The sequence below is a fragment of the Streptomyces asoensis genome (assembly GCF_013085465.1).
Classification (GTDB): Bacteria; Actinomycetota; Actinomycetes; order Streptomycetales; family Streptomycetaceae; genus Streptomyces; species Streptomyces cacaoi_A.
In genome coordinates this window covers 2,166,991-2,189,616 of sequence record NZ_CP049838.1, presented here as the reverse complement: position 1 = coordinate 2,189,616, position 22,626 = coordinate 2,166,991, and the positions used below count along the sequence as shown (strand labels likewise).

The 22,626-nt window shown below is 72.7% G+C and carries 20 protein-coding genes and 5 tRNA genes; 17 read left to right on the top strand and 8 right to left on the bottom strand.

Features of this window, described 5'->3' with window-relative positions:
- The first annotated feature begins 156 nt into the window (after window positions 1-156).
- The 8 genes from G9272_RS09730 (at window position 157) to G9272_RS09695 (ending at window position 12,083) form a co-directional block, all read left to right on the top strand.
- Window positions 157-1,200: a methionine ABC transporter ATP-binding protein gene (locus tag G9272_RS09730; protein WP_171396172.1), complete on the top strand. Its 1,044-nt coding sequence runs from the start codon at window positions 157-159 to the stop codon at window positions 1,198-1,200.
- Window positions 1,197-1,934 carry a methionine ABC transporter permease gene (locus G9272_RS09725; protein ID WP_171396171.1) on the top strand — a complete coding sequence of 246 codons (738 nt, stop codon included), beginning with the start codon at window positions 1,197-1,199 and terminating at the stop codon, window positions 1,932-1,934. The genes G9272_RS09730 and G9272_RS09725 overlap by 4 nt, the downstream gene beginning before the upstream one ends.
- A gap of 76 nt (window positions 1,935-2,010) precedes the next feature.
- Window positions 2,011-2,838 carry a MetQ/NlpA family ABC transporter substrate-binding protein gene (locus G9272_RS09720; RefSeq protein ID WP_171396170.1) on the top strand — a complete coding sequence of 276 codons (828 nt, stop codon included), beginning with the start codon at window positions 2,011-2,013 and terminating at the stop codon, window positions 2,836-2,838.
- 170 nt (window positions 2,839-3,008) lie between these two features.
- On the top strand, window positions 3,009-3,647 hold the full coding sequence (locus G9272_RS09715) for a GNAT family N-acetyltransferase (protein ID WP_171396169.1): 639 nt from the start codon (window positions 3,009-3,011) through the stop codon (window positions 3,645-3,647).
- A gap of 96 nt (window positions 3,648-3,743) precedes the next feature.
- Window positions 3,744-4,967 carry a precorrin-6y C5,15-methyltransferase (decarboxylating) subunit CbiE gene (gene cbiE, locus G9272_RS09710; RefSeq protein WP_171396168.1) on the top strand — a complete coding sequence of 408 codons (1,224 nt, stop codon included), beginning with the start codon at window positions 3,744-3,746 and terminating at the stop codon, window positions 4,965-4,967.
- A 470-nt stretch (window positions 4,968-5,437) separates the two neighbouring features.
- Window positions 5,438-9,763, top strand: a complete 4,326-nt coding sequence (gene cobT, locus G9272_RS09705; protein ID WP_171396167.1) for a nicotinate-nucleotide--dimethylbenzimidazole phosphoribosyltransferase — start codon at window positions 5,438-5,440, stop codon at window positions 9,761-9,763.
- A gap of 147 nt (window positions 9,764-9,910) precedes the next feature.
- The gene (cobA, locus tag G9272_RS09700) at window positions 9,911-11,143 is read left to right on the top strand and encodes a uroporphyrinogen-III C-methyltransferase (RefSeq protein ID WP_171396166.1); all 1,233 of its coding nucleotides are present in this window, start codon (window positions 9,911-9,913) and stop codon (window positions 11,141-11,143) included.
- Window positions 11,144-11,207: 64 nt separating this feature from the next.
- Window positions 11,208-12,083: a TrmH family RNA methyltransferase gene (locus tag G9272_RS09695; RefSeq protein WP_171396165.1), complete on the top strand. Its 876-nt coding sequence runs from the start codon at window positions 11,208-11,210 to the stop codon at window positions 12,081-12,083.
- Between the two features lie 72 nt (window positions 12,084-12,155).
- Here the strand turns inward: G9272_RS09695 and G9272_RS09690 are convergent, their stop codons facing one another.
- The gene (locus G9272_RS09690) at window positions 12,156-12,497 is read right to left on the bottom strand and encodes a hypothetical protein (protein WP_171396164.1); all 342 of its coding nucleotides are present in this window, start codon (window positions 12,495-12,497) and stop codon (window positions 12,156-12,158) included.
- A 302-nt stretch (window positions 12,498-12,799) separates the two neighbouring features.
- Here G9272_RS09690 and G9272_RS09685 point away from each other — a divergent pair, with 302 nt between their 5' ends.
- The 3 genes from G9272_RS09685 (at window position 12,800) to G9272_RS09675 (ending at window position 14,640) form a co-directional block, all read left to right on the top strand.
- Entirely contained in the window at window positions 12,800-13,240 is a 441-nt protein-coding gene (locus tag G9272_RS09685) for an ATP-binding protein (protein WP_171396163.1), read from the top strand.
- A gap of 87 nt (window positions 13,241-13,327) precedes the next feature.
- Window positions 13,328-13,891 carry an ECF RNA polymerase sigma factor SigK gene (sigK, locus tag G9272_RS09680; RefSeq protein WP_171396162.1) on the top strand — a complete coding sequence of 188 codons (564 nt, stop codon included), beginning with the start codon at window positions 13,328-13,330 and terminating at the stop codon, window positions 13,889-13,891.
- Complete coding sequence (locus G9272_RS09675) at window positions 13,888-14,640, top strand: anti-sigma factor (RefSeq protein ID WP_171396161.1); 753 nt, start codon at window positions 13,888-13,890, stop codon at window positions 14,638-14,640. The genes sigK and G9272_RS09675 overlap by 4 nt, the downstream gene beginning before the upstream one ends.
- Window positions 14,641-14,686: 46 nt before the next feature.
- Here G9272_RS09675 and G9272_RS09670 read toward each other — a convergent pair whose 3' ends face one another.
- On the bottom strand, window positions 14,687-16,048 hold the full coding sequence (locus G9272_RS09670; RefSeq protein WP_171401926.1) for a serine/threonine-protein kinase: 1,362 nt from the start codon (window positions 16,046-16,048) through the stop codon (window positions 14,687-14,689).
- Between the two features lie 612 nt (window positions 16,049-16,660).
- Here G9272_RS09670 and G9272_RS09665 point away from each other — a divergent pair.
- From G9272_RS09665 to G9272_RS09655, 3 genes are all read left to right on the top strand, one after another.
- Window positions 16,661-16,855, top strand: a complete 195-nt coding sequence (locus G9272_RS09665) for a hypothetical protein (protein ID WP_054239472.1) — start codon at window positions 16,661-16,663, stop codon at window positions 16,853-16,855.
- 268 nt (window positions 16,856-17,123) lie between these two features.
- On the top strand, window positions 17,124-18,059 hold the full coding sequence (locus G9272_RS09660; protein WP_171396160.1) for a phosphotransferase family protein: 936 nt from the start codon (window positions 17,124-17,126) through the stop codon (window positions 18,057-18,059).
- A gap of 81 nt (window positions 18,060-18,140) precedes the next feature.
- Window positions 18,141-18,446: a zf-TFIIB domain-containing protein gene (locus tag G9272_RS09655; RefSeq protein ID WP_171396159.1), complete on the top strand. Its 306-nt coding sequence runs from the start codon at window positions 18,141-18,143 to the stop codon at window positions 18,444-18,446.
- A gap of 55 nt (window positions 18,447-18,501) precedes the next feature.
- Here G9272_RS09655 and G9272_RS09650 read toward each other — a convergent pair.
- The 5 genes from G9272_RS09650 to G9272_RS09630 all read right to left on the bottom strand — a co-directional run bounded on the left by G9272_RS09650 (window position 18,502) and on the right by G9272_RS09630 (window position 18,972).
- Window positions 18,502-18,573 (bottom strand) — tRNA-Val (locus tag G9272_RS09650).
- Between the two features lie 35 nt (window positions 18,574-18,608).
- A tRNA-Val gene (locus tag G9272_RS09645) sits at window positions 18,609-18,680 on the bottom strand.
- A 26-nt stretch (window positions 18,681-18,706) separates the two neighbouring features.
- A tRNA-Val gene (locus G9272_RS09640) sits at window positions 18,707-18,778 on the bottom strand.
- 1 nt (window position 18,779) lies between these two features.
- Window positions 18,780-18,853 (bottom strand) — tRNA-Cys (locus G9272_RS09635).
- Window positions 18,854-18,899: 46 nt separating this feature from the next.
- Window positions 18,900-18,972, bottom strand: a tRNA-Gly gene (locus G9272_RS09630).
- 189 nt (window positions 18,973-19,161) lie between these two features.
- On the opposite strand from G9272_RS09630, the gene G9272_RS09625 reads away from it, so the two are divergent.
- Genes G9272_RS09625 through G9272_RS09615 form a run of 3 tightly spaced genes read left to right on the top strand, consistent with a single transcriptional unit; the run spans window position 19,162 to window position 21,908 of the window.
- Window positions 19,162-20,214 carry a chorismate-binding protein gene (locus G9272_RS09625; RefSeq protein ID WP_171396158.1) on the top strand — a complete coding sequence of 351 codons (1,053 nt, stop codon included), beginning with the start codon at window positions 19,162-19,164 and terminating at the stop codon, window positions 20,212-20,214.
- On the top strand, window positions 20,211-21,032 hold the full coding sequence (locus G9272_RS09620; RefSeq protein ID WP_171396157.1) for an aminotransferase class IV: 822 nt from the start codon (window positions 20,211-20,213) through the stop codon (window positions 21,030-21,032). Before G9272_RS09625 ends, G9272_RS09620 begins: the two co-directional genes overlap by 4 nt.
- A gap of 48 nt (window positions 21,033-21,080) precedes the next feature.
- Window positions 21,081-21,908, top strand: coding sequence for a GNAT family N-acetyltransferase (locus G9272_RS09615; RefSeq protein ID WP_171401925.1), 828 nt, complete (start codon window positions 21,081-21,083; stop codon window positions 21,906-21,908).
- A 22-nt stretch (window positions 21,909-21,930) separates the two neighbouring features.
- Here the strand turns inward: G9272_RS09615 and G9272_RS09610 are convergent, their stop codons facing one another.
- Window positions 21,931-22,479 carry a DsbA family protein gene (locus tag G9272_RS09610; protein ID WP_171396156.1) on the bottom strand — a complete coding sequence of 183 codons (549 nt, stop codon included), beginning with the start codon at window positions 22,477-22,479 and terminating at the stop codon, window positions 21,931-21,933.
- Between the last annotated feature and the right edge of the window lie 147 nt (window positions 22,480-22,626).

Below are 22,626 nucleotides of genomic sequence, written 5' to 3'. Positions count from 1 at the left end.
GCCGCAAGTCCGCCGTACATGACGTAGCCGCGCCCCGCGCACATGTTTCTCCCCGGTTCCCCGCCACAGCGAGAGCCGTGTCGCGTCCCTGACAGCCTGCATCCGTGCGCCCCGGGCACACCCACGCCCGCGCACTCGACAGTGACGGAAATCCACGTGATCACCACCACGGGCCTGACCAAGGTCTACCGCTCGCGCGGCCGTGAGGTCACCGCCCTCGACGGCGTCGATCTCCACGTCCGCGAAGGCGAGGTGTACGGCGTCATCGGCCAGTCCGGCGCCGGCAAGTCCTCGCTCATCCGCTGCATCAACCTCCTGGAGCGTCCCACCGCCGGCACGGTCACCGTCGCCGGACAGGACCTCACCGCGCTCGCCGGGCGCGGACCCCGGGCCGGCAAGGAGCTGCGGCAGGCGCGCAGCCGGATCGGCATGGTCTTCCAGCACTTCAACCTGCTGTCCTCGCGGACCGTGCAGGACAACGTCGAACTGCCCCTGGAGATCCTCGGCGTCACGGGACAGGAACGTTCCCGCAAGGCGCTGGAGCTGCTCGACCTGGTCGGTCTCGCCGACAAGGCGAAGTCCTTCCCGGCCCAGCTCTCGGGCGGTCAGAAGCAGCGTGTCGGCATCGCCCGCGCGCTCGCCGGCGACCCCAAGGTGCTGCTCTCCGACGAGGCCACCAGCGCGCTCGACCCGGAGACCACCCGCTCCATCCTCCAGCTGCTGCGCGACCTGAACCGCCAGCTGGGCCTGACCGTCCTGCTCATCACGCACGAGATGGACGTGGTGAAGTCGATCTGCGACTCCGCCGCGCTGATGGAGAACGGCCGGGTCGTCGAGTCCGGCACGGTCGGCGAACTGCTCGCGACCCCCGGATCCGAGCTGGCCGGCGCGCTCTTCCCGGTCGGCGGCGACGCCACCGGCGAGGACCGCACCGTCGTCGACGTCACCTTCCACGGCGAGGCCGCCACCCGGCCCGTCATCTCCCAGCTGTCGCGCACCTACAACATCGACATCTCGATCCTCGGCGCCGCCATCGACACCGTCGGCGGGCTCCAGGTCGGCCGCATGCGCATCGAACTGCCCGGCCGCTACGAGGACAACGTGGTGCCGATCGGCTTCCTGCGTGAACAGGGCCTCCAGATCGACGTCGTGGACCACGCGGCCCAGGAGCCCGTGCTGGTGAAGGACGGTGCCAAGTGACCTGGTCCGAGATGCAGCCCCTGCTGTCCCAGGCGTGTTGGGACACCCTCTACATGGTCGGCTGGTCCACGCTCATCGCCGTCGTCGGCGGCCTCCCGCTCGGTGTCCTGCTGGTCCTGACCGATCGGGGCGGCCTGTTGCAGAACCTCGTTGCCAACAAGGTGATCGGGCAGGTCGTGAACATCGCCCGCTCGCTGCCGTTCATCATCCTGATGGTCGCGCTGATGAACTTCACCCGCACGATCACCGGGACGACGATCGGCCGCGAGGCCGCGATCGTGCCGCTCGCCATCGGGGCCATCCCGTTCTTCGCGCGCCTGGTCGAGACGGCCGTCCGCGAGGTGGACGGCGGACTCGTCGAGGCCGTGCAGGCGATGGGCGGCAACACCTGGACGATCGTGCGCAAGGTCCTCGTGCCGGAGTCCCTGCCCTCGCTCATCGCGAGCACCACGACCACGATCGTCGCCCTCATCGGCTACTCCGCCATGGCCGGCACGGTCGGCGCGGGCGGTCTCGGCGACATCGCCATCCGCTACGGCTACCAGCGCTTCGAGACCCAGCTGATGTGGATCACGGTGGCGATCCTCGCCGTCGTCATCTCGCTCATCCAGTTCGCCGGCGACTACGCGGCCCGCTCCCTGCACCGCCGCGGCGGAAGCTCGGGCCCCGCGCCGAAGCTCCGCCTCCTGAAGGCCAAGGAGCCGGCCGCCGCGGACATCAGCAAGGTCGCCTGAGCCCACCCAGGGCCATCCCCATAGTTCCCCCGCACACCCCACGCGGGTCGCAACACCCTCAGGAAAGGCACTTTTCGTGCGTAACACCGCCAAGTTCACCACCGCAGCCCTCGCCGTCGGCGCCCTCACCCTGGGGCTGACCGCCTGCGGCTCGGACAAGGACGCCGCCTCCGACACCAGCGGCCCGCTGACCGTCGCCGCGAGCCCGACCCCGCACGCCGAGATCCTCAACTTCGTCAAGGACAACCTGGCGAAGAAGGCGGGACTCGACCTGGAGGTCAAGGAGTTCACCGACTACGTCACGCCGAACACGGCGACGGAGGACGGCTCGGTCGACGCCAACTACTTCCAGAACCAGCCGTACCTCGACGACTTCAACAAGAAGAACGGCACCCACATCGTGCCCGTCGTCACGGTCCACCTGGAGCCGCTCGGCCTCTACTCCCACAAGGTCAAGAGCGCCGACGCCCTGAAGAGCGGCGCGACGGTCGCCGTCCCCAACGACAGCGTCAACGAGGCCCGCGCCCTCAAGCTGCTCGCCGCGAACAAGCTCATCACCCTCAAGGACGGCGTGGGCAACGACGCGACCCCCGCGGACATCACCGAGAACCCGAAGAAGCTCAAGTTCAAGGAGCTGGAGGCGGCCCAGACCCCGCGCTCCCTGGACGACGTGGACGCCGCCGTCATCAACGGCAACTACGCCATCGAGGCCGACCTGAAGCCCGCGTCGGACGCCCTCGTCCTGGAGTCCGCCAAGGACAACCCGTACGGCAACTTCCTCGCCGTCAAGGACGGTAACGAGGACGACCCGCGGGTGAAGAAGCTCGCCAAGCTCCTCACCTCCGCCGAGGTCAAGAAGTTCATCGAGGACAAGTACGACGGCTCCGTCATCGCCTCGTTCTGAACACCCTGAACGGCCGGGGGGACCGGCCGTCGCGCCCGGGGTCCACTCCTTCACCCGGTGTGGACCCCGTGGTGTGGTTCCGGGGGCACATGCTGCATGCTGGGCAGTTCAGCGGACCCTGACGGGTCGGCAGGTCACACCCCGAAGTTTCGAAGGTTACGGAGCGGCGCATGACGAGCACCTTCCCCACCATCTCCATCAGCACGGAGCGGTTGGTGCTGCGTCCCCTCGACGAGGACGACGTGCCCGCCCTGGCCGACATGATGAACGACGAGCAGGTCGCGGCCTGGACGGCCGTGCCCCAGCCCTACGACGAGGCGGCCGCCCGCCGCTGGATCACCGAGTACGCGCCCACCGAACGGACCGAGGGCCGCGGCCTCGACCTCGCGGTCACCGAGTTCCTCACCCAGCGCCTGGTCGGCGTCATCCAGCTCGCCAAGACCAACTGGCACGTCCGCTCCACCGAACTGTCGTACATCATCGCGCCCTGGGCGCGCGGCGAGGGCTACGCCTCCGAGGCGGCGCTGGCCACCGCCCAATGGCTGTTCGGCGACCAGAAGTTCGAGCGCATCGAGCTGCGCACGGCCGCCGACAACACCGCCTCCCAGCAGGTCGCGCAGAAGATCGGCTGTATCAGCGAGGGCGTCCTGCGGGGCGCCTGCATAGCGCGCGTCCGGGCCGAGGACGGCAGGTGGAACGAGGTGCGCACCGACTACATCGTGTGGAGCCTCCTCCCGGAGGACCTGGAGGGTCCCGGGGAGCACTTCGCGGAGAGCGGCGGTTTCACGTCGTACACCGACTGGAACTGACCCCCGGGCCGGTGCCACCACCATTGCCGTGACCCACCGACCAGGTACCCTCACGGAGCCCGCTACCTGCGTGAACCCCGGGGGAGACTGACGACGATGGCCGACCGCGTCACGGTGATCGGATGGGACGGTTCGCCGCTGACCGCCGCGGCCCGCTCCGCCCTCGGTGCCGCCACGCTGGTGGCCGGCGCCCCCCACCACCTGGCGCTGTCCGAGGTGCCGCCCGCGGCGGAACGCGTCCGGCTCGGCAGCGTCTCCCTCGCCGCCCGCCGCATCGCGGGTCACCGCGGCACCGCGGTCGTGCTCGCCGACGGCGACCCGGGCTTCTTCGGCGTCGTACGGACCCTGCGCGCACCCGAGTTCGGCCTGGAGGTCGAGGTCGTCCCGGCCGTCTCCGCCGTCGCCGCCGCCTTCGCCCGGGCCGGGATGCCCTGGGACGACGCCCACGTGGTCGTCGCCCACCGACGCACCCTGCGCCGCGCCGTGAACGTCTGCCGCGCCCACACCAAGGTCGCCGTCCTCACCTCCCCGGGCGCCGGCCCCGCCGAGCTCGGCCTGCTCATGGAGGGCGTGCACCGCACGTTCGTCGTCTGCGAGGAACTCGGCACCACCCGCGAACAGGTAAGCGTCGTCACCTCCGACAAGGCCGCCGACCACACCTGGCGCGACCCCAACGTCGTCATCGTCATCGGCGGTCCCACCGGGCCGGTCGTCTCCGGGGACAGCGGCTGGATCGCCGGCCGCGACCCGGGCACCGGCCCGCGCGGCTGGGCCCTGCCCGCCGAGGCGTACGGCGGCGGACTCGGCGAGGGTGAGGCGGAGCTGCTGCGCGCCGCCCAACTCGCGCGGCTCGGCCCACGCGTCGGCGACCTCGTCTGGGACATCGGCTGCGGCAGCGGCGCCTTCGCGACCGAGGCGGCACGGGCGGGCGCCGCCGTCATCGCCGTCGACCGGGACCTCGAGGCGTGCGCCCGCACCGACGGCTCCGCCCGCCGCCACGGCGTCCAGCTCCAGATCGTCCACGGCACCGCCCCGCACGTCCTGGAGAACCTGCCCGAACCCGACGTCGTACGGGTCGGCGGCGGGGGAGCGGCCGTGGTCTCCGCCGTCGCCGACCGCCGCCCGCAGCGCATCGTCACCCATGCCGGGACCCGCGACGCCGCCGAACTCGTCGGCCGCGACCTGTCCGAGCACGGTTACCGCGTCGAGTGCTCCCTCGTCCAGTCCGTCGAACTCGACACGCGGGTCTGGACGGAACGGGAACGGAGCGTCGCGTTCCTCCTCACCGGAGAAATCGTGCGGCGCGCGTCGCCTCGTTGAGGCCGACGGGCAGGTGAGGGCCGGGTGAGGGAGAAGTGAGGGACCGGTGAGGGGGTCCGTGTCGGACGGGCGACGGGCGGGACCTTTCCGACCGCCTGACGTGACCCGGCGCGCCCTCCCCGTGATCCTGTTGTCGTACCGCGCGCGGTAGGCTGGCCGATCGTCGTACCGCTTCCGGGCGCCCGGCTGTTCGTCGGTCAATGTCCGGAAAACGCATCCCTTTTGGGGTGGGTGTGGTACGGCAGAACCGGAGGGCGCGCAACGTGGCGCAGTCCACAGCGGGGCGTCGCGGATCAAGCTGTCGCGACGCGACTACGGCCGGGACAATGCCACTGAATGGCTTTGTCGCTTTTTCGGGCGGGTCGTTCGTGCCGCTGGGCGCGGACGCTCGTTCTTCACTACGGGGCGGTCGGTGCGCCGCTCCGGGTGAGCTGGTCGTAGAAGCACTAACCGATGGGCGAGGGGTACGCATGACCGACACCGGCCAGGTCCCGGGCGAGGGGTTGCCGGAGAGCGTAGGCATGGTGGAACAGCCGGGCGCCCCCGCGCACGGTGCGTACACCTACCTCTCCGAGACCACCGCCGAGGACGAAGACCTGTTGCTGCTGCCGGGTGCCCAGAGCGCGTGGGGCAACGAGGTGGCACCGCCCGCGCCGGAGCCGGTCGTCGAGACGGTGCACGAGCCGGGCCCGCACGAGACGGCCGGCCGCGACAGCGGTTCTGTCGACCTCAGCGCCGTCCGCCTCCCCGGCCCGTCGGCGCCCCAGGCGGCCCCGCGCCGCCCGCTGCATCTCGGCCCGCCGATCCCCGACGCCTCCGCGAGCCCGGTCCGCTCCCTCGCCGACCGCGGCCCCGCCGGCGCGCCGGTACGGCAGTCCGGCCCGTCCGCGTCCGGCCCCGAGTACCTCGACGTTCCGCACCTGCGCGAGATGCCCCCGCAGGGCGCGTCTCCCTGGGGCGCCGCGCAGCCGCCGGTCGCGCACGGGGCCACGGCTGCGGAAACGGTTGTTCCGCCGGCGGTCGCGGCAGCGCAGCAGCGCGAGCCGGTCGGCGTGGCCCAGGCCGTCGTGGCCCGGGTGGCGACCGAGGCGATCGCCGCGACCGCCCCGCAGGAGGCCCAGGAGGCCCAGGAGGCCCAGGAGGCCGAGGCCGTCGGCGGTGAGGTGCCCGTGGCGGAGCAGGCTGCCGAGTCCTACGGGGTCGTCGACCCCGGTGAGCTGCTCGGAGCCGCGATGATGGCGGAGGCGGAGCAGGCACCCGCCGCCGCGGTCGCGGAGGCCGGGCAGCACGCGGCCGACGTCCCCCTCTCCGGAGACGACGGGACCGCGGACGTCAGAGCCGTGCCGCCCTTCGACGCGCCGGTGGAAGCGGCGCAGGCACCGGAAGCCGCACAGGGCCCCGAGGTCACGTACGCGGAGCAGCCGGTCGTCGCCGAAGGCACCCCGCCGGCCGACCCGGCCGTGGCCGCCCAGGCAGCCGAAGTGGCGCAGCCGGCCGAGGTGACAGAGCCCGCCGAGACGGCAGAGCTCGCCGAGGTGCCAGAGCCTGCGGAGGCTCCTGACGCGGAGGCCGTCGCTCAGGCGCCCGAGGTCGGGCAGGCGAGCCCGGTCGAGGCACCTCAGCAACAGGAGTCGCAAGGGGGCCAAGAGCCCCAAGGGCCCCAGGAGCCTCTCGCGGACCTCGGCGACACGCCGGCCCAGGCCTACGAGGCGCCCGCGGCGGAGGCGCTCCCGGTCGCGGAGTTCGTCCCCGCGCCCGGCGCCGCCGCTGCCGAAGTCCCCGTGCCGGATCCCGTCGTGGTCCTCGATCCCACCCCGGCTGAGCCCACGCCTGCGCCCGCAGTCGCTCAGGCCCCCGAGCCCGCCGCGCCCGTGATCCCTGACGTGCCCGAACCGGCGGCACCCGCCCAGGAGCTGCCCGGCTCCGTGGCCGAGGCCCCCGCGCCCGAGACATCCTCCGTGCCGGAGGCCCCCGCCCCCGCCCCCGCGCCCGCCGCCGCTCCCGAGGCCGTCCTGCTCGTCGACGCCTTCGTGGCGTCCGCCGAGGCCGCCGCCGCAGCCTCAGTCGAGCCGACCGCCCCGCAGGCGGAACTCGCCCCTGCTCCGGAGCAGCACGTCGAGCCGACCCAGGACGTCCGGCCGACACCGCTGCCGGAAGCGGAGCCGCAGCCGGAGGTGGAGATGGAGGCTTCGGACGAGACCCTCGCCCCGGCCGCCCACATCACGGCCCCCGCGTCTCACATCCCGGAAGCACCTGTTCCCGAGACGGCCCCGCAGCCCGAGCCCGAGGTCGCACCCGCAGCCGAAGCCGAAGCCGCAGCCGAAGCCGAACCCGAAGCCGCAGCCGAAGCCGAACCCGCGATCGAGGCCGGGACCCCGGCCGACCAGCCGGAGCCCGCCCCCGCCGCAATCCTCGCGGAGCCGGAGCCGGAGCCGGAACCGCAGCCGGCGTCGGAACCGCAACCGGAACCGCCGACGGCGGAGTCACCCGTCGAGACACCCCCCGCGCCGCTCTCCCCCGAGCCCGTGGCGGTAGCGGTCCCCGTGGACGCCACCGCCACCCCGCAGCCGCCCCAGCAGGAGCACGCGCACGCGCAGCACCCGCACCCGCAGCTTGTCCAGCAGTCGGTGACCGTCCCCGCGTCGCCCGCCGCCCCCCTGGCTCCCCAGCAGGAGCAGCCGAACCCGCCGGACGGGTCAGCGCCGCCGAACCAGCCCCTGGCGAACCAGCCCCTGGGCGAGTTCGTCCCGGTCGAGGGCATGGTGCCCACCACCCCGCACCTCGCCCCCACCCCGCCGCACCCCCTCGTGCTCCCCACGGAGGAGCAGACCGCCCACGCGGTGACGGAACAGCGGCAGGCCGCCGATACAGGCGCCGCCCTGCCCACCGTCACGGTCCCCGCCCCCCGCGGCGCCGACCCCGCTCCCGCCCCGGCGACCCCGGACACGGAGCCCGAGACCGGCATCGACCCCGATGTCGCACAGAGCCCGGAGGACCTGGAGACCAGGGCCGCCGACCAGGAAGAGAGCCCGGCCCCAGTGGAAGAAGTTCGAGAGTCCACCGGCCCCGCCGCGCCCGCGTACGACGACGCCGAGCGCGAGGCCGTCCTGAAGGTCATGCGTGAGCGCCGGGACATCCGCAACGGATTCCGCGCCGACCCGATCCCGCACGAGGTGCTGCTGCGCGTCCTGGAGGCCGCCCACACCGCGCCCTCCGTCGGTCACTCGCAGCCCTGGGACTTCGTCGTCATCCGCTCCGCCGACACCCGGCGCGCGATGCACGAACTGGCGACCCGTCAGCGTGACGCGTACGCGAAGTCGCTGCCGAAGGGCCGGGCGAAGCAGTTCAAGGAACTGAAGATCGAGGCCATCCTCGACACCCCGGTGAACATCGTCGTCACCGCCGACCCGACCCGCGGCGGCCGCCACACCCTCGGCCGTCACACCCAGCCGCAGATGGCGCCGTACTCCTCCGCGCTCGCGGTCGAGAACCTCTGGCTCGCCGCCCGCGCCGAGGGACTGGGCGTCGGCTGGGTCAGCTTCTTCGACGAGCGCGAGATGGTCCGCGCGCTGGGCCTGCCCGAGCACCTCGAAGTGGTCGCGTACCTGTGCGTCGGCTACGTCGACGAGTTCCCGGACGAACCCGAGCTGATGCAGGCCGGCTGGGCCAAGCGCCGTCCGCTGTCGTGGGTCGTCCACGAGGAGACGTACGGCCGTCGCGCGCTGCCCGGCGAGGACCCGCACGACCTGCTCGCCGAGACCGTCGCCAGCGTCCGCCCGCTCGATGCCAAGGCGCTCGGCGAGGCCTGGGAGCGGCAGAAGCGGATGACGAAGCCGCCGGGCTCGCTCGGCATGCTGGAGATCATCTCCGCGCAGCTCTCGGGGCTGTCCCGGCAGTGCCCGCCGCCGATCCCGGAGCCCGCGGCCGTCGCGATCTTCGCCGGCGACCACGGGGTGCACGCGCAGGGGGTCACCCCCTGGCCGCAGGAGGTGACGGCCCAGATGGTCGCCAACTTCCTCGGCGGGGGAGCGGTCTGCAACGCCTTCGCCACCCAGGTGGGCGCCGAGGTCTGCGTGGTGGACGTGGGCGTCGCCGCCGACCTTCCCGCCACCCCCGGTCTCCTGCCCCGCAAGATCCGCGCGGGTACGTCCGACATGACCACCGGCCCCGCGATGACCCGCGAGGAGGCCAAGCAGGCCATCGAGGTCGGCATCGAGACCGCCCGCGACCTGGTCGCGGCCGGCAACAAGGCGCTGCTCACGGGCGAGATGGGCATCGCGAACACCACGGCGTCCGCGGCCCTCATCTCGGTCTTCACGGGCGCCGACCCGGCCGAGGTCACCGGCCGCGGCACCGGTATCAACGACGAGACCCTCGCCCGCAAGACCGAGGTCGTGCGCCGCGCCCTGGAGGTCCACCAGCCGGACCCGGCCGACCCCATCGGCGTCCTGGCCGCGATCGGCGGCTTCGAACACGCGGCGCTGGTCGGCCTGCTCCTCGGCGGCGCCTCCCTGCGTACGCCGGTGATCCTGGACGGCGTCAGCGCCGGTGCCGCCGCCCTGGTCGCCCGTGCCATCGCCCCCGAGGTCCTCGCGGCCTGCATCGCGGGCCACCGCAGCGCCGAACCCGGTCATGTGGCCGCCCTGAACAAGCTGGGCCTGCGCCCCCTGGTCGACCTGGACCTCCGCCTCGGCGAGGGAACGGGCGCCCTGCTCGCCCTGCCGCTGGTGCAGAGCACGGCCCGGGCGATGCACGAGGTGGCGACGTTCGATTCGGCGGGCGTCACCGAGAAGTAGGGCCCGCTCCGGGGCCGGGGGCACGCGCTTGTGCCGCCCCCGGCCCCGCCGCATGCTGAAGTCACCTCTAAAATGCGCACGTCAGGGCCGCTCCAGAGCCGCAGCGCCCACCCTCTGCTCTCTGCCCGTACGAGGAGCCGCACCCTCATGGCCGAACACCCCGCCTACCCCGTAGGCCTCCGTCTCGCAGGCCGCAGGGTCGTCGTCCTCGGCGGCGGCCAGGTCGCCCAGCGCCGCCTCCCCGCCCTGATCGCGGCAGGCGCCGCCATCCACCTCGTGTCCCCCGGAGCGACCCCCTCGGTGGAGGCGATGGCGGACGCGGGCGAGATCACCTGGTCGAAGCGCCCGTACGCCGACGGCGACCTCGCCGAGGCCTGGTACGCCCTCATCGCCACGAGCGACCCCGAGGCGAACGGCCGGGCCTCCGCCGAAGCCGAGGCGCACCGCGTCTGGTGCGTCCGCTCCGACGACGCCGACGCCGCGACCGCCTGGACCCCGGCGACCGGCCACAGCGAGGGGGTCACGGTCGCCGTGCTCACCACCGACGCCCGCGGCCGCGACCCGCGCCACACCGCCGCCATCCGTGACGCGGTCGTCGAGGGGTTGCGTGACGGCACCCTCGTCGCCCCTCACCACCGCACCCGGACCCCCGGTGTCGCGCTGGTCGGCGGCGGTCCCGGCGACCCGGACCTGATCACGGTCCGCGGGCGGCGCCTCCTCGCCGAGGCGGACGTCGTCATCGCCGACCGGCTCGGCCCGCGCGACCTCCTCGCCGAACTCCCGCCGCACGTCGAGGTGATCGACGCGGCGAAGATCCCCTACGGCCGGTTCATGGCCCAGGAAGCCATCAACAACGCGCTGATCGAGCACGCCAGGCAGGGCAAGTCGGTCGTCCGTCTCAAGGGCGGCGACCCGTATGTCTTCGGCCGTGGCATGGAGGAGCTCCAGGCCCTCGCGGAGGCCGGCATCGCCTGCACGGTCGTGCCGGGCATCTCCAGCTCGATCTCGGTGCCCGGAGCGGCCGGCATCCCGGTCACCCACCGGGGCGTCGCCCATGAGTTCACGGTGGTCAGCGGGCATGTCGCCCCCGACGACGAGCGTTCCCTGGTCGACTGGCCCTCCCTCGCGAAGCTCACCGGCACCCTGGTGATCCTCATGGGCGTCGACAAGATCGGGAAGATCGCCGAGACGCTCGTCGCGCACGGCAAGTCGCCCGACACCCCGGTCGCCCTCGTCCAGGAGGGCACGACGGCCGCCCAGCGCCGCGTGGACGCGACCCTCGCGACGGTCGCCGAGGCGGTCCGTACGCAGGAGGTCAGGCCCCCGGCGGTGATCGTCGTCGGCGCGGTCGTCGCCGTCGGCCCGCGGAGCTCCGAGTAACCGCGGGTAACACAACCGTTCCGAGCCGTTGGCACCACACCCAGGACAAGGCAGTATCACCCCTGTGGCCGATCTCATCACCGTTCAGGACCCTGACGACCCGCGCCTGCGCGACTACACCGGCCTGACCGACGTCGAGCTGCGCCGCAAGCGCGAGCCCGCCGAGGGCCTGTTCATCGCCGAGGGCGAGAAGGTCATCCGCCGGGCCAAGGACGCCGGGTACGAGATGCGCTCCATGCTGCTCTCCGCCAAGTGGGTCGACGTCATGCGCGATGTCATCGACGAGCTCCCGGCACCGGTCTACGCCGTCAGCCCGGAGCTCGCCGAACGGGTCACCGGCTATCACGTCCACCGCGGCGCGCTGGCCTCCATGCAGCGCAAGCCGCTGCCGGCCGCGGCCGAACTCCTCCAGGCCGCCCGCCGGACCGTCGTCCCGGAGCCGGCCGACGACCACCCCGTGGAACCGCCGGACGACGCGGGTCAGCGCGTCGCCATCTTCGAGGGATTCGTCGATCACGCGAATCTCGGGGCCGCCTTCCGCAGCGCCGCCGCTCTGGGCATCAAGGCGATCCTGCTGTCACCGGACTGCGCGGACCCCCTCTACCGGCGGGCGATCAAGGTGTCGATGGGTGCCGTCTTCTCGGTTCCCTACGCCCGGTTCGACGCCTGGCCGGCCGGGCTCGACGTCGTGCGCGACGCCGGGTACGACATCCTCGCCATGACCCCGGACGAGAAGGCGACCCCCCTCGACGAGCTGCACCCGGCACGCTTCGAGAAGAGCGCCATCATGCTGGGCTCGGAGGGGCACGGACTCTCCACGTACGCTCTCCGCGCGGCGGACGAGTGGGTGCGCATCCCCATGTCCGCCGGGATCGACTCCCTCAACGTGGCGGCCGCCTCCGCCGTCGCGTTCTACGCGACCCGGCCGAGGTCCGCCTGAGCGCCGGACACAGCCGCGGAACGAGGGCCGGAAGACACGGTGCGTCCGGCCCTCACCCGCGAGTGCCCGCGGTCAGCGGTGGTGGCACTCCCAGTGCGCCTTGACCCACTGGTGGTCCCAGTGGCCGGGAACATAGACCCACTTGTAGGTGTAGTGGTTGTCCCAGTGGCCGTGGTGCCAGGTCTTGTGATTGACCCGCTTCTTCTCCCAGTGGCCCTTCACCCACTTCTTCTCCCAGTGGCCCTTCACCCAGTGGCACTTACCGTCGTGGTCGGTGGTCACCACGGTCGGGGCGGAAGCGGGAGCGGGAGCCGCGGTCGCCGCGCCGGACATGCCGAGCAAGGCCCCTCCGGCCAGTAGGCCCGTCGCGGCGGCTCCGGCCACCAGGCGTCGGGCTCGCAGGAAAGCGGTCATCGGACACATCTCCCTCGAACGTTCAGCGAAGAGCACGTTCGACGAGGAACGCCGTTCCTCGTCTCGCTGTGCCGGACGCGGGGGATTCGGACCTGAAAGCCGGACAGATGACTACAAAGCCGAAAAATGTAGCGGAAAGATAAGGGCCGGGGGCGCCCACGCGATGCGCGGACTCTCCGCTCGCCCGGTCGGGTGAGAACCTGAGGCTTTCGTGTACACCACGGCGGCATCCGCGTGCTGTGCGGCTACGAATCCCCTGCGACCAAAAGCCGTCCCCGACGAGTCGTTCCAGGGGAGCCCTCATGTCCACCACCATGTCACTGCCGACGGCACCGCCGACGACGGCGCGTTGTGCCGTCGCCCTGCCGCACTCCCGGCGGGCCCCGTCCCTCGCTCGTCAGGTCAGTGAGAGCTGGCTGAAGGCGACCGACCCGGTCGATCGCGTGCCGGACGCGGTCCTCGTCGTCTCCGAACTGGTGACCAACGCGGTCCGCCATACCTGTGGTCCCTGCATGCTGACGCTGACGGTGCGCGACGGCCGACTGGACATCGCCGTCGCCGACCACAGCGAGGAGCTTCCCGAGCTCCACCGCCGGTCGGACGGTGACGAGCGCGGCGGCTTCGGCATGGGGGTCATCCGCGGGCTGGGCGGACAGATCAGGCTGGTCCCCGCCATCGGCGGCAAGACCGTACACGTCCTGCTCGACCTGGGATCCGCGCGCGGCCCGTCCCCGGAGCTGTGAGAAGCCTCCCGGTGCAGGTCCCTTCCCTCCGCACACGCCGCGGGCGGGCCGTCCGAACCCAGCACGAGGCACGAGGGGAGCAGGGCTTTGCCGCACATCGATCCGGACGCCCGGGTGGAGGACCTGCTGGCCCGCGTGGCCGGCGGCGACCATGACGCGTTCACCGGTGTCTATGACGCGCTGTCCGGCAGCGTCATGGGACTGGCCTGCCGGATCCTGCGGGACGTCGCTCAGGCGGAGGAGGTGACCCAGGAGGTCATGATCGAGGTCTGGCGCACCGCGGACCGCTACAGCCCCGAGCGGGGAACGGCGAAAGCCTGGGTTCTCACCGTGGCCCACCGCCGGGCGGTGGACCGGGTACGTTCCGCGCAGGCGGGCGCGGACCGCGAACACCGCACGGGCATCCTCGCGCCGGAGCGTCCCTTCGACGAAGTGGCCGAGATCGTCCAGGACCATGACGAGCAGCGGCGGCTCCACCGCTGTCTCACCGCGCTGGCCCGCCAGGAGCGCGTGCCGCTGATGCTCGCCTACTACCAGGGCCTGACCTACCTCGAGGTCGCCGACGCTCTCTCCACTCCCGAAGGAACGGTGAAATCCCGAATGCGCGCGGGGCTCCGGCGGCTGCGCGCCTGTCTGGAGGCCGACGTATGACACCTGCGGAGGATCGCCACCTGGCCATCGGCGCGTACGCTCTGTACGCCCTGCCGCCCGCCGAGGAAACCGCGTTCGAGAACCATCTCGCCGGTTGCGACCAGTGCCGTCGGGAGGCCGTCGATCTCCTGGAGGCCACCGCCCGGCTCGGCGCCTCGGTGCAGAACGTCCCGGTGACTCCGCAGGCCCGCGCACGCACCCTTCAGGCCGTCGCCCACACCCGTCAGGACCGGGTCCCGCATCGCTCGCGGGCCCCCGGCCGGCGGGTGCTGCGCTTCGCGCTCGCCGTGAGCATCGCGGCGGCTGCCGTGCTCGGCGGCATAGCCGTCCGGCAGCACGTCGAGGCGGACGACGTGCGTACCCAGGCGGCCCGGGCCGAGCAGCAGGCCCGCGCCGCGGGCGCCGCGATCACTGAGGTCCTCACCGCACCCGACGCCACCGTCCACTCCGGAAGCCTGACCGGCGGGACCGCCGCCGCCGTCGTGGTCTCCCTCGACCAGGCCCGGGCGGTCTTCGCCGCCTACGGTCTTCCCGCCCTGACCGGGGGCAAGGTCTACGAGCTCTGGTACGCGGCCGAGGCGGGCGACGTCCGCTCGGCGGGCCTGGTGACCGGCAGCGCGCCGAACGGCTCCCACGTCCTGAAGGGCTCGCCCGCCGACGCCGTCGCCGTGGGAATCACCGTCGAACCGGCCGGCGGCTCACCGCAGCCCACCACCGAGCCCCTGGGCATCATCCCCATCGCCGCCTGACACGGTCCCGCCCACCTTCCCGGCCGCCCGCGGGCTCAGCTCCGGGTCAGTCCCCGAGCGGGTCGCCCGGCTGCGGACGGAGGTGCTGCTGTTCCTGCCGTACGACGCCGTCGTCGCCGCCGAGCCCGCGCGCCGGCCCCTGGCAGCCCTGGACGACAGCGATGCCGAGCGCGACCAGCAGGGTCACCACCACGAACACGAACAGCCGCTGGCGCAGCAGCCGCGGATTGGCGGGCCGCCGCCCGGTTCCCGTGGTCCTCGTCCCCGGGCGCCGGGCCCCGCCGCGGGACGCAGGCCGGTTGCCGCTGCCGGGGCGGGTGTTGCGCGAGGGAGCCGGCCGGGCCCCCGACCGCGACGACGAGGCACTTCCACCCCGTGCGGCGTTGCCTCCGCGAGCCGGCGCTCCGCCCCGCGAAGGAACCGAACCGCGGGCGGGCGGCGCCCCGTTCCGCGGCGGCGGAGTACCGGGTCCGGCCTGCTGGCGCAGCGTGCGCTCCGGGTAACCGGTCTCGGAGAGTCGCCCCGTCGGGCGATCCGCCTCGGCCGCCCGAGGCGCCGGAGGACGCGCGTCCGCCAGCCCCTGGGCCTCCCGGGTCGCGATCTCCTTCAGGCGCAGGGAGAGATCGAGGGTGCTGGGCCGCTCCTCCGGGTCCTTCGCCAGACAGGCCCGCACCAGCGGGGCCAGCGCGTCCGGCACACCGTGCAGCAGCGGCTCCTCGTGCACCACGCGGTACAGCATCACCTCGGAACTGCCGTGCCCGAAGGGCGAATCGGCCGTCGAGGCGTAGGCGAGCGTGGCACCGAGCGAGAACACGTCGGTGGCCGGGGTGACCAGAGCCCCGCGCACCTGCTCGGGCGCGAGGAACCCGGGGGAGCCGACCGCGGTGCCGACATGCGTCAGCGTGGAGGCGCCCGTCGCCCAGGCGATGCCGAAGTCGATGATCCGCGGGCCCTTGGGGGAGAGCAGGATGTTGGAGGGCTTCAGGTCCCGGTGCACGACCCCGGCCTCGTGGACGGCGACGAGCCCCTCCGACAGCGCGGCTCCGATCGAGGCCAGCTCGGCGGCCCCGAGCGGCCCCTCGTCGTTGACCTTGTCGTGCAGGGAGGGCCCGGGCACGTACTGGGTGGCGAACCACGGCCGCTCGGCGTCCAGATCCGCCGCGACCAGCCGCGCCGTACATCCGCCCCGGATCCGGCGAGCGGCCGAGACCTCGCGCGCGAACCGCGACCGGAACTCCTGGTCCTCCGCCAGATCGGGCCGGATCACCTTCAGCGCGACCCGCTGCCCCTTCTTGTCGGAACCCAGATAGACGACGCCCATCCCACCCGCGCCGAGCCGTCGGTGAAGCCTGAACGAGCCGACGACGCGCGGGTCCTCGCGCCTCAGGCGCATCATCGCCATGTTCATCCCCGCTGCCCGGTCCGTGTGACGTGGCACAGCTTACGTTTCCACGGCCGTTCGCGCGCAGAGGCCGCGCCCTCTCGTACCGATCGATTGTCAGTGCCCGGTGGGGAATGTGAAGGGTGATCAGAGACCCTGCGAACAGGCACGCCTTGGCGACCCGACAACCCCAACCGCCGCTCAGCAGAGGTGGATTGAACCCGTGGCAGATGGCCGTGCGCCGACCGGCACCGATGTCGCCGACGGGAGGCGGACCCGGGGGGTGAAGGCCCGCCGGACGGGCCGGTGAGGGGCGACGGCGGCACGACAGGGAGCGGTGGAGTGAGCGAAGTCACGGCCGGAGGCCCTGCCCCACGTCCTGGGGCGGCGCGGGAATCCGGCCCGGACCGGAGAGCCCCTCCGGGAAGACCCTGAGACCTAGGACCATCTCTCCACCCAGGGGAGTACTCCGCAGGTCATGGCTCATCCTCCGGGAGGCCCGGCAATCGGTACGAGGGCATGACGCCCGGTGGTCGCCCCGCGCCTAGATTTGAGGTCAAGCGGCGGGTGCAGCACTCGTCCCCCGAGGTCAGACACCCGCCGCTGCCAACGACAACTGATCAGGTCAGGAGAGGGACCATGGCTCTTACGGCACCGCGGACGATGATCCGCGCACAGGGACGCGGTACGCGCCCTCGTCGCACGGGCCGCCGCCACCCCTTGGTGGCGACGCTGATGGCCCTTCCCCTGGCGGTCCTGCTCCTCGTCGTCTTCGACGGCTGGGAGACAGTGGCCACACAGGCGTCGTCCGTGGGAGTGATGCTGGGGCGCTGAGCGGCGACCCCAGGCCCGGAAGAGCGGTCCGGGCGGGGACATCCACCCATGAAACCCCGTGGGGACGGGGGTGCGGCGGACGGCAAAAAATGCAGGCGCAGCTGGGGAGCTGCGCCTGCATTGCTTTTCCCGGCCGCCCGCGACGCCTCTCCCGGCCGCCCGCGACGCTATCCCCGGCTGCCCGCGACTGCGATGGCCCCCGCGACTCCGGTGACCCCTACCTGCGTACCCTCGCGGAAGACCCGCACGCCGCCGCCCAGGGAGCCCCGTGACCGCGCACCCCCTGCTCGCCGAGCTCGCCCGCCGAGCCGGAGCCAAGGCGCACGAGGCCACGTCGGCCTGCGCCTGCGGCGCGGCCACCCTCGCCGACCGCCCCGACGCCACCGTCGTCCGGCACGCCGACACCGTCGCGAAGGCGCACGCTCCCGACACCGACCCGGCCGGACTCGCCCCGCGCCTCGCCCTCGCCGCCCGGATCCCCGACATCCTCCTCCCGCCGCTCACGCCGGCTCCGGCCGCACTCCACGGCCGTCTGGTGACCTTCTGGCCGTACGGCACGCCGGTGGACCCGGACGATCCCGACCTGGCCCCCTGGGAGGCCGCGGGCACCCTGCTCGCCCGTCTGCACCGCGTCCCCGCTCCGACCGCGCTCCCGCAGATGCGCGGTCCCGCCAAGGCCGCCCACGCCGTGGCCCGCCTCCGCGCGGCCGGACCGCACCCCGCCGTCGCCCCCGTCCTGAGCGCCTGGCGCGCGCTGCCCGCCTGGGCCCGCGCCGAAGCCCCCATGCCCGACACCATCACGCTCTGCCACGGCGACCTCCACCTCGGCCAGCTCGTCCGCCATCCGGCACCCGACGGGCCCTGGCGCCTGATCGACGTCGACGATCTCGGCGTCGGCGTTCCGGCCTGGGATCTCGCCCGCCCCGCCGCCTGGTACGCCTGCGGTCTGCTCCCGCCCGACGAGTGGACCCGCTTCCTCGCCGCCTACCGCGCGGAGGGCGGCCCCGCCGTCCCCGGGGACGGCGACCCCTGGGCCGCCCTCGACGTCCCGGCGCGCGCACTCACCGTGCAGACCGCGGCACGTTCTGTCACGAAGTCGCTCGCTGAGGGGCGGGTGTTGGACGAGGTCGAACAGTGCCTGGTCGACGCCTGTGCCCGAATGGGTTCCGTCCCCCCGCAGTTGACGGCCGGCCGGGCGAAGTAGGGTGCAACCGACCGCAGCCGGACAGTGTCTGTCCTGGCGGTACGCGAAACAGCACCGACCGGCGAGGAGTTGAGCCGAACCATGCAGTGCCCGAAGTGTCACGCTCAAATGCACACGTACAACCGCAACGGCGTCCAGATCGAACAGTGCAGCAACTGCCGCGGGATCTTCCTCGACTACGGCGAGCTGGAGGCGCTGACCCGCCTGGAGTCCCAGTGGTCCCAGCCGGGCCCGCCGCCCCCGGCCGCCCCGCAGGCGTACCCGGCTGCCCCTGTCGCCCCGGCCGCGCCCGCCTGGGGTGCTCCGCAGGGCGGCGGTCACTACGGCGGCCACCACGGCGGGCACCACCGCCAGAAGGGCTTCGGCCGGATGTTGTTCTCCAGCTGAACCGGCACCGACAAGAAGCCCCCGACCGCGAAGGCGGCCGGGGGCTCTTGGTGTGTGGACGATACTGGGATTGAACCAGTGACCTCTTCCGTGTCAGGGAAGCGCTCTCCCGCTGAGCTAATCGTCCTCGGGATCACGACCCGAGGGGGCGTGTGCGATGCGTGCGCGATACTGGGATTGAACCAGTGACCTCTTCCGTGTCAGGGAAGCGCTCTCCCGCTGAGCTAATCGCGCGGGTTCGGATCTTCGAGCAGATCCAGTGGACGATACTGGGATTGAACCAGTGACCTCTTCCGTGTCAGGGAAGCGCTCTCCCGCTGAGCTAATCGTCCTTGGAGGTGGAGACGGGATTTGAACCCGTGTAGACGGCTTTGCAGGCCGTTGCCTCGCCTCTCGGCCACTCCACCAGGAGTGCGGGGGTTCGGGATGATCCCCCTCTTCCTGCTTCCTGCGAGCGGACGACCAGGTTCGAACTGGCGACCTCAACCTTGGCAAGGTTGCGCTCTACCAACTGAGCTACGTCCGCATGTCGTTTCGGTCGGCTCTCGCGTCCCGGCGACGTGTTGAACTCTAGCGGATTCCCGGGCCAGTACAAAAACGCGTTTGTGCAGCGTGCTGCGCTGTGTCTGCTCGCGGACCTGGTCAGGGCCCCCGGCCGGGACATGCGGGACATGCCCGGCCCACCTCTCGAGTGACCCGCCATACACTCGACCACGTGCTCGACCTCCCTCCTCTCGCCCGTTTCGGCACCCGTGTCGCCACCGGCCTCCTCGACGTGACCAGCGATCCCGCGGCCCTCGACGCCGCCGGCTTCTGGGCCGTCTGCGCCGACTTCGAGGGCCGTCCGGTCTGCGCGCGCTTCGCCGACGTACGCGAGGAGCCGGTGCCCGCTCCCGTGCCAGGGGCGTGGCGAGGGCCCTCGGTCGGTGACTGGACGTCGTCCCTCGACCGCGCCGCGTACACGACGGGCGTGCGCCGCATCCGGGAGCACATCGCGGCCGGCCAGGTCTACCAGGCCAACCTCTGCCGAGTCCTGACCGCGCCGGTCGCGTCCGACGCCGACGTGGACGCGCTGACCGCCCTGCTGGCCCGGGGCAACCCGGCGCCGTACGCAGGAACGATTCGTCTCCCGGCGCACGGCATAGAGACGGCCACCGCGTCGCCCGAGCTCTTCCTGCGCCGAGACGGCCGGGTTGTCGAGTCCGGGCCCATCAAGGGCACCGGACGCACCGAGGCGGACCTCCTGGAGAAGGACTACGCCGAGAACGTGATGATCGTGGACCTCGTCCGCAACGACCTCGGTCAGGTCTGCGCCACCGGCAGCGTGACCGTCCCCGACCTGTGCGCCGTCGAGAAGCACCCGGGTCTGGTCCACCTCGTGTCCACGGTCCGCGGCGATCTGCGCGACGGCGCCGGCTGGCCGGAGCTGCTCGACGCGGCCTTCCCGCCCGGCTCGGTCACCGGCGCCCCCAAGTCCAGCGCCCTGCGGATCATCGACGCGCTGGAGACGGCACCGCGCGGCCCGTACTGCGGTGGCATCGGCTGGGTCGACGCCGACCGGGGGACCGGCGAGCTGGCCGTCGGCATCCGCACCTTCTGGATCGACCGCGCCCCCGGAGGCTCGGCCGTGCTGCGCTTCGGCACCGGCGCGGGCATCACCTGGGGCTCGGACCCCGAGGCCGAGTGGGAGGAGACCGAGCTGAAGGCCTCCCGACTGCTCGCGGTAGCGTCGGGAACGTACGAGGCCAAGGGAGAGGGACTGACGTGAAGATCTGGCTCGACGGCGGGCTGACGGACACCGAGTCCGCCCGCGTCTCCGTCTTCGACCACGGACTGACCGTGGGCGACGGCATTTTCGAGACGGTGAAGGCGGTGGACGGCGTGACGTTCGCGCTGACCCGCCATCTCGACCGGCTGACCCGCTCCGCGCGCGGTCTCGGCCTGCCGGACCCCGACCACGACGAGGTCCGCCGCGCCTGCGCCGCCGTCCTCGAGGCCAACCCGATGCCGCTCGGCCGGCTGCGCATCACCTACACCGGCGGCTACGGCCCGCTCGGCTCCGACCGCGGCGAACACGGCCCCACCCTCGTCGTCGCCCTCGGAGAGACCACCCGGCGCGCCGACTCCACGGCCGTCGTCACGGTCCCCTGGACCCGCAACGAACGCGGCGCGCTCACCGGCCTGAAGACGACCTCGTACGCCGAGAACGTCGTCGCCCTGGCCCGCGCCCACCAACACGGTGCCACCGAGGCGCTGTTCGCCAACACGGTCGGGCAGCTCTGCGAGGGCACCGGGTCCAACGTGTTCGTCGTCCTGGACGGCGAGATCCACACCCCGCCGCTCGCCTCCGGCTGCCTCGCGGGCATCACGCGCGAGCTGACCGTCGAGTGGACCGGCGCCAAGGAGACCGACCTGCCGCTGGACGTGCTGGAGCGGGCCGAGGAGGTCTTCCTCACCTCCACGCTGCGGGACGTCCAGGCCGTTCACCGCGTCGACGACCGCGAACTGCCGGGCACGCCGGGGCCGGTGACCGCCAAGGCGATGCGGATCTTCGCCGAGCGCGCCGCCGACGACCTCGACCCGTAAGGGCCCGGAAAACAGGCTGACGTTTTTCGCCGGGGTGGGTAGAAAGCCCTGGTGACCACGACCCTGCGGCCGACCGAGCCGCTTCAGCGCACCGCCGAGGGGGCGCTGTCGCGCCACTATCAGGTCTGCGTGAACAGCCGTCCCGTCGGAGCGGTCCACCTTTCGACGTCCCCCGTCTTCGGCCCCCTCGTCGCCCAGATCGCCGACCTGCGCATCGATGAACCGGACCGCGGGCGCGGCCGGGGCACGGTGGCCGCGCTGGCCGCCGAGGAGGTGGCCAGGAGCTGGGGCTGCCGGCGGATCGAGCTCAGGGTGCCCGCCGACGCGGGAACCGCGCTGCGGCTGGCGACGGCGCTCGGCTACGTCCACCGCAACCGCGGCATGGAGAAGCCTCTGGGTGCGACCGCTCCCCGACTGCCCGCGGGCAGCCGGGGCAGGCCCATGACGGAGGCCGAGTACCTGCCCTGGCTCGAGCACGGCGTCGCGGCCTACGCCCAGGACTTGGCGGATCGCGGGGTGCCCGAGGACGAGGCGTGGGCCAGGTCGCGGCGGGACCACGAACTGCTGCTGCCGCACGGCCGGGCGACGGAGAACATGCTGTTCAGCGTCCTGGAGCAGGAGGGCACCCGGGTCGGCACGCTCTGGGTGGCGTTCGTCGGCGGCAAGGCGTTCGTGTACGACGTCGAGGCCGACGAGGCCTTCCGGGGCCGGGGCCACGGACGTTCCCTGATGCTGCTGGCCGAGGCCCAGGCGATCGCGGCGGACAAGCGCGTTCTCGGCCTCAACGTCTTCGCCGACAACCCCCCGGCCGAGCGGCTCTACGAATCGCTCGGATATCTGCCCGTGGGCTACTCGATGTACAAGAACCTGCTCTGAACCGGCCCGCGCGGAGTGCGCCTCAGGCCTGCTCGGCCAGCAGCCGGTCGGCGATCTCCTCGACGCGCTCGCGCAGCCCCTCCTGGCTCTTGCCGCCGTCGAGACGTTCGCCGCCGATGACGTACGTCGGGGTGCCGGTGATGCCGATCGCCTTGCCCTCGGCCTGGTCGGCGTCCACGATCAGGATGTGCCGGCCGTCGATCAGCGCGGTGTCGAACTCCTCGGCGTCGAGCCCGAGTTCACCGGCGACCTCGACCAGGAAGGGTTCTCCCCCACGGTCCAGCTCCTCGACCCGGCCCAGCACGGCCTCGACGTACGGCCATCCCCGGCCCTGCTCCAGGGCCTCCTCGGCGGCCTGCGCGGCGGCGAAGGCGTGCTTGTGCTTCTCCAGCGGGAAGTGCCGCAGCCGCAGCTCCAGCCGGTCGCCGTACCGCTCGCGCAGGGCGCGCAGGTCGTCGAGGGCGCCGCGGCAGTCCGGGCACTGGAGCTCGCACCAGACGTCGAGGACGACGGGGGGACGGGCGGCCGCCGTGCCGGGGGCGGAGGCGGAGGTCTGGGACGAGTCGTTCATGACGCCAGTCTTCCAGTCACTGCCCCGCCGCCCCAATCCGGACCACCGGTCACCCGGGCACGGAGCTCTCGGCGGTACCGGAGGGGCGCGCCGGTGCGGCACCTGCGGAGGAGCCGACCCGGAGATGTCCCTGATGTCCGGCCGGAG

Coding starts and splice junctions, on each gene's coding strand:
- cobT (WP_171396167.1), top strand. CDS start 5,438: ATGACCGACACCGGCCAGGTCCCGGGCGAGGGGTTGCCGGAGAGCGTA.
- G9272_RS09655 (WP_171396159.1), top strand. CDS start 18,141: ATGCAGTGCCCGAAGTGTCACGCTCAAATGCACACGTACAACCGCAAC.
- G9272_RS09690 (WP_171396164.1), bottom strand. CDS start 12,497: ATGACCGCTTTCCTGCGAGCCCGACGCCTGGTGGCCGGAGCCGCCGCG.
- cobA (WP_171396166.1), top strand. CDS start 9,911: ATGGCCGAACACCCCGCCTACCCCGTAGGCCTCCGTCTCGCAGGCCGC.
- cbiE (WP_171396168.1), top strand. CDS start 3,744: ATGGCCGACCGCGTCACGGTGATCGGATGGGACGGTTCGCCGCTGACC.
- G9272_RS09610 (WP_171396156.1), bottom strand. CDS start 22,479: ATGAACGACTCGTCCCAGACCTCCGCCTCCGCCCCCGGCACGGCGGCC.
- G9272_RS09675 (WP_171396161.1), top strand. CDS start 13,888: ATGACACCTGCGGAGGATCGCCACCTGGCCATCGGCGCGTACGCTCTG.
- G9272_RS09685 (WP_171396163.1), top strand. CDS start 12,800: ATGTCCACCACCATGTCACTGCCGACGGCACCGCCGACGACGGCGCGT.
- G9272_RS09715 (WP_171396169.1), top strand. CDS start 3,009: ATGACGAGCACCTTCCCCACCATCTCCATCAGCACGGAGCGGTTGGTG.
- G9272_RS09665 (WP_054239472.1), top strand. CDS start 16,661: ATGGCTCTTACGGCACCGCGGACGATGATCCGCGCACAGGGACGCGGT.
- G9272_RS09670 (WP_171401926.1), bottom strand. CDS start 16,048: ATGAACATGGCGATGATGCGCCTGAGGCGCGAGGACCCGCGCGTCGTC.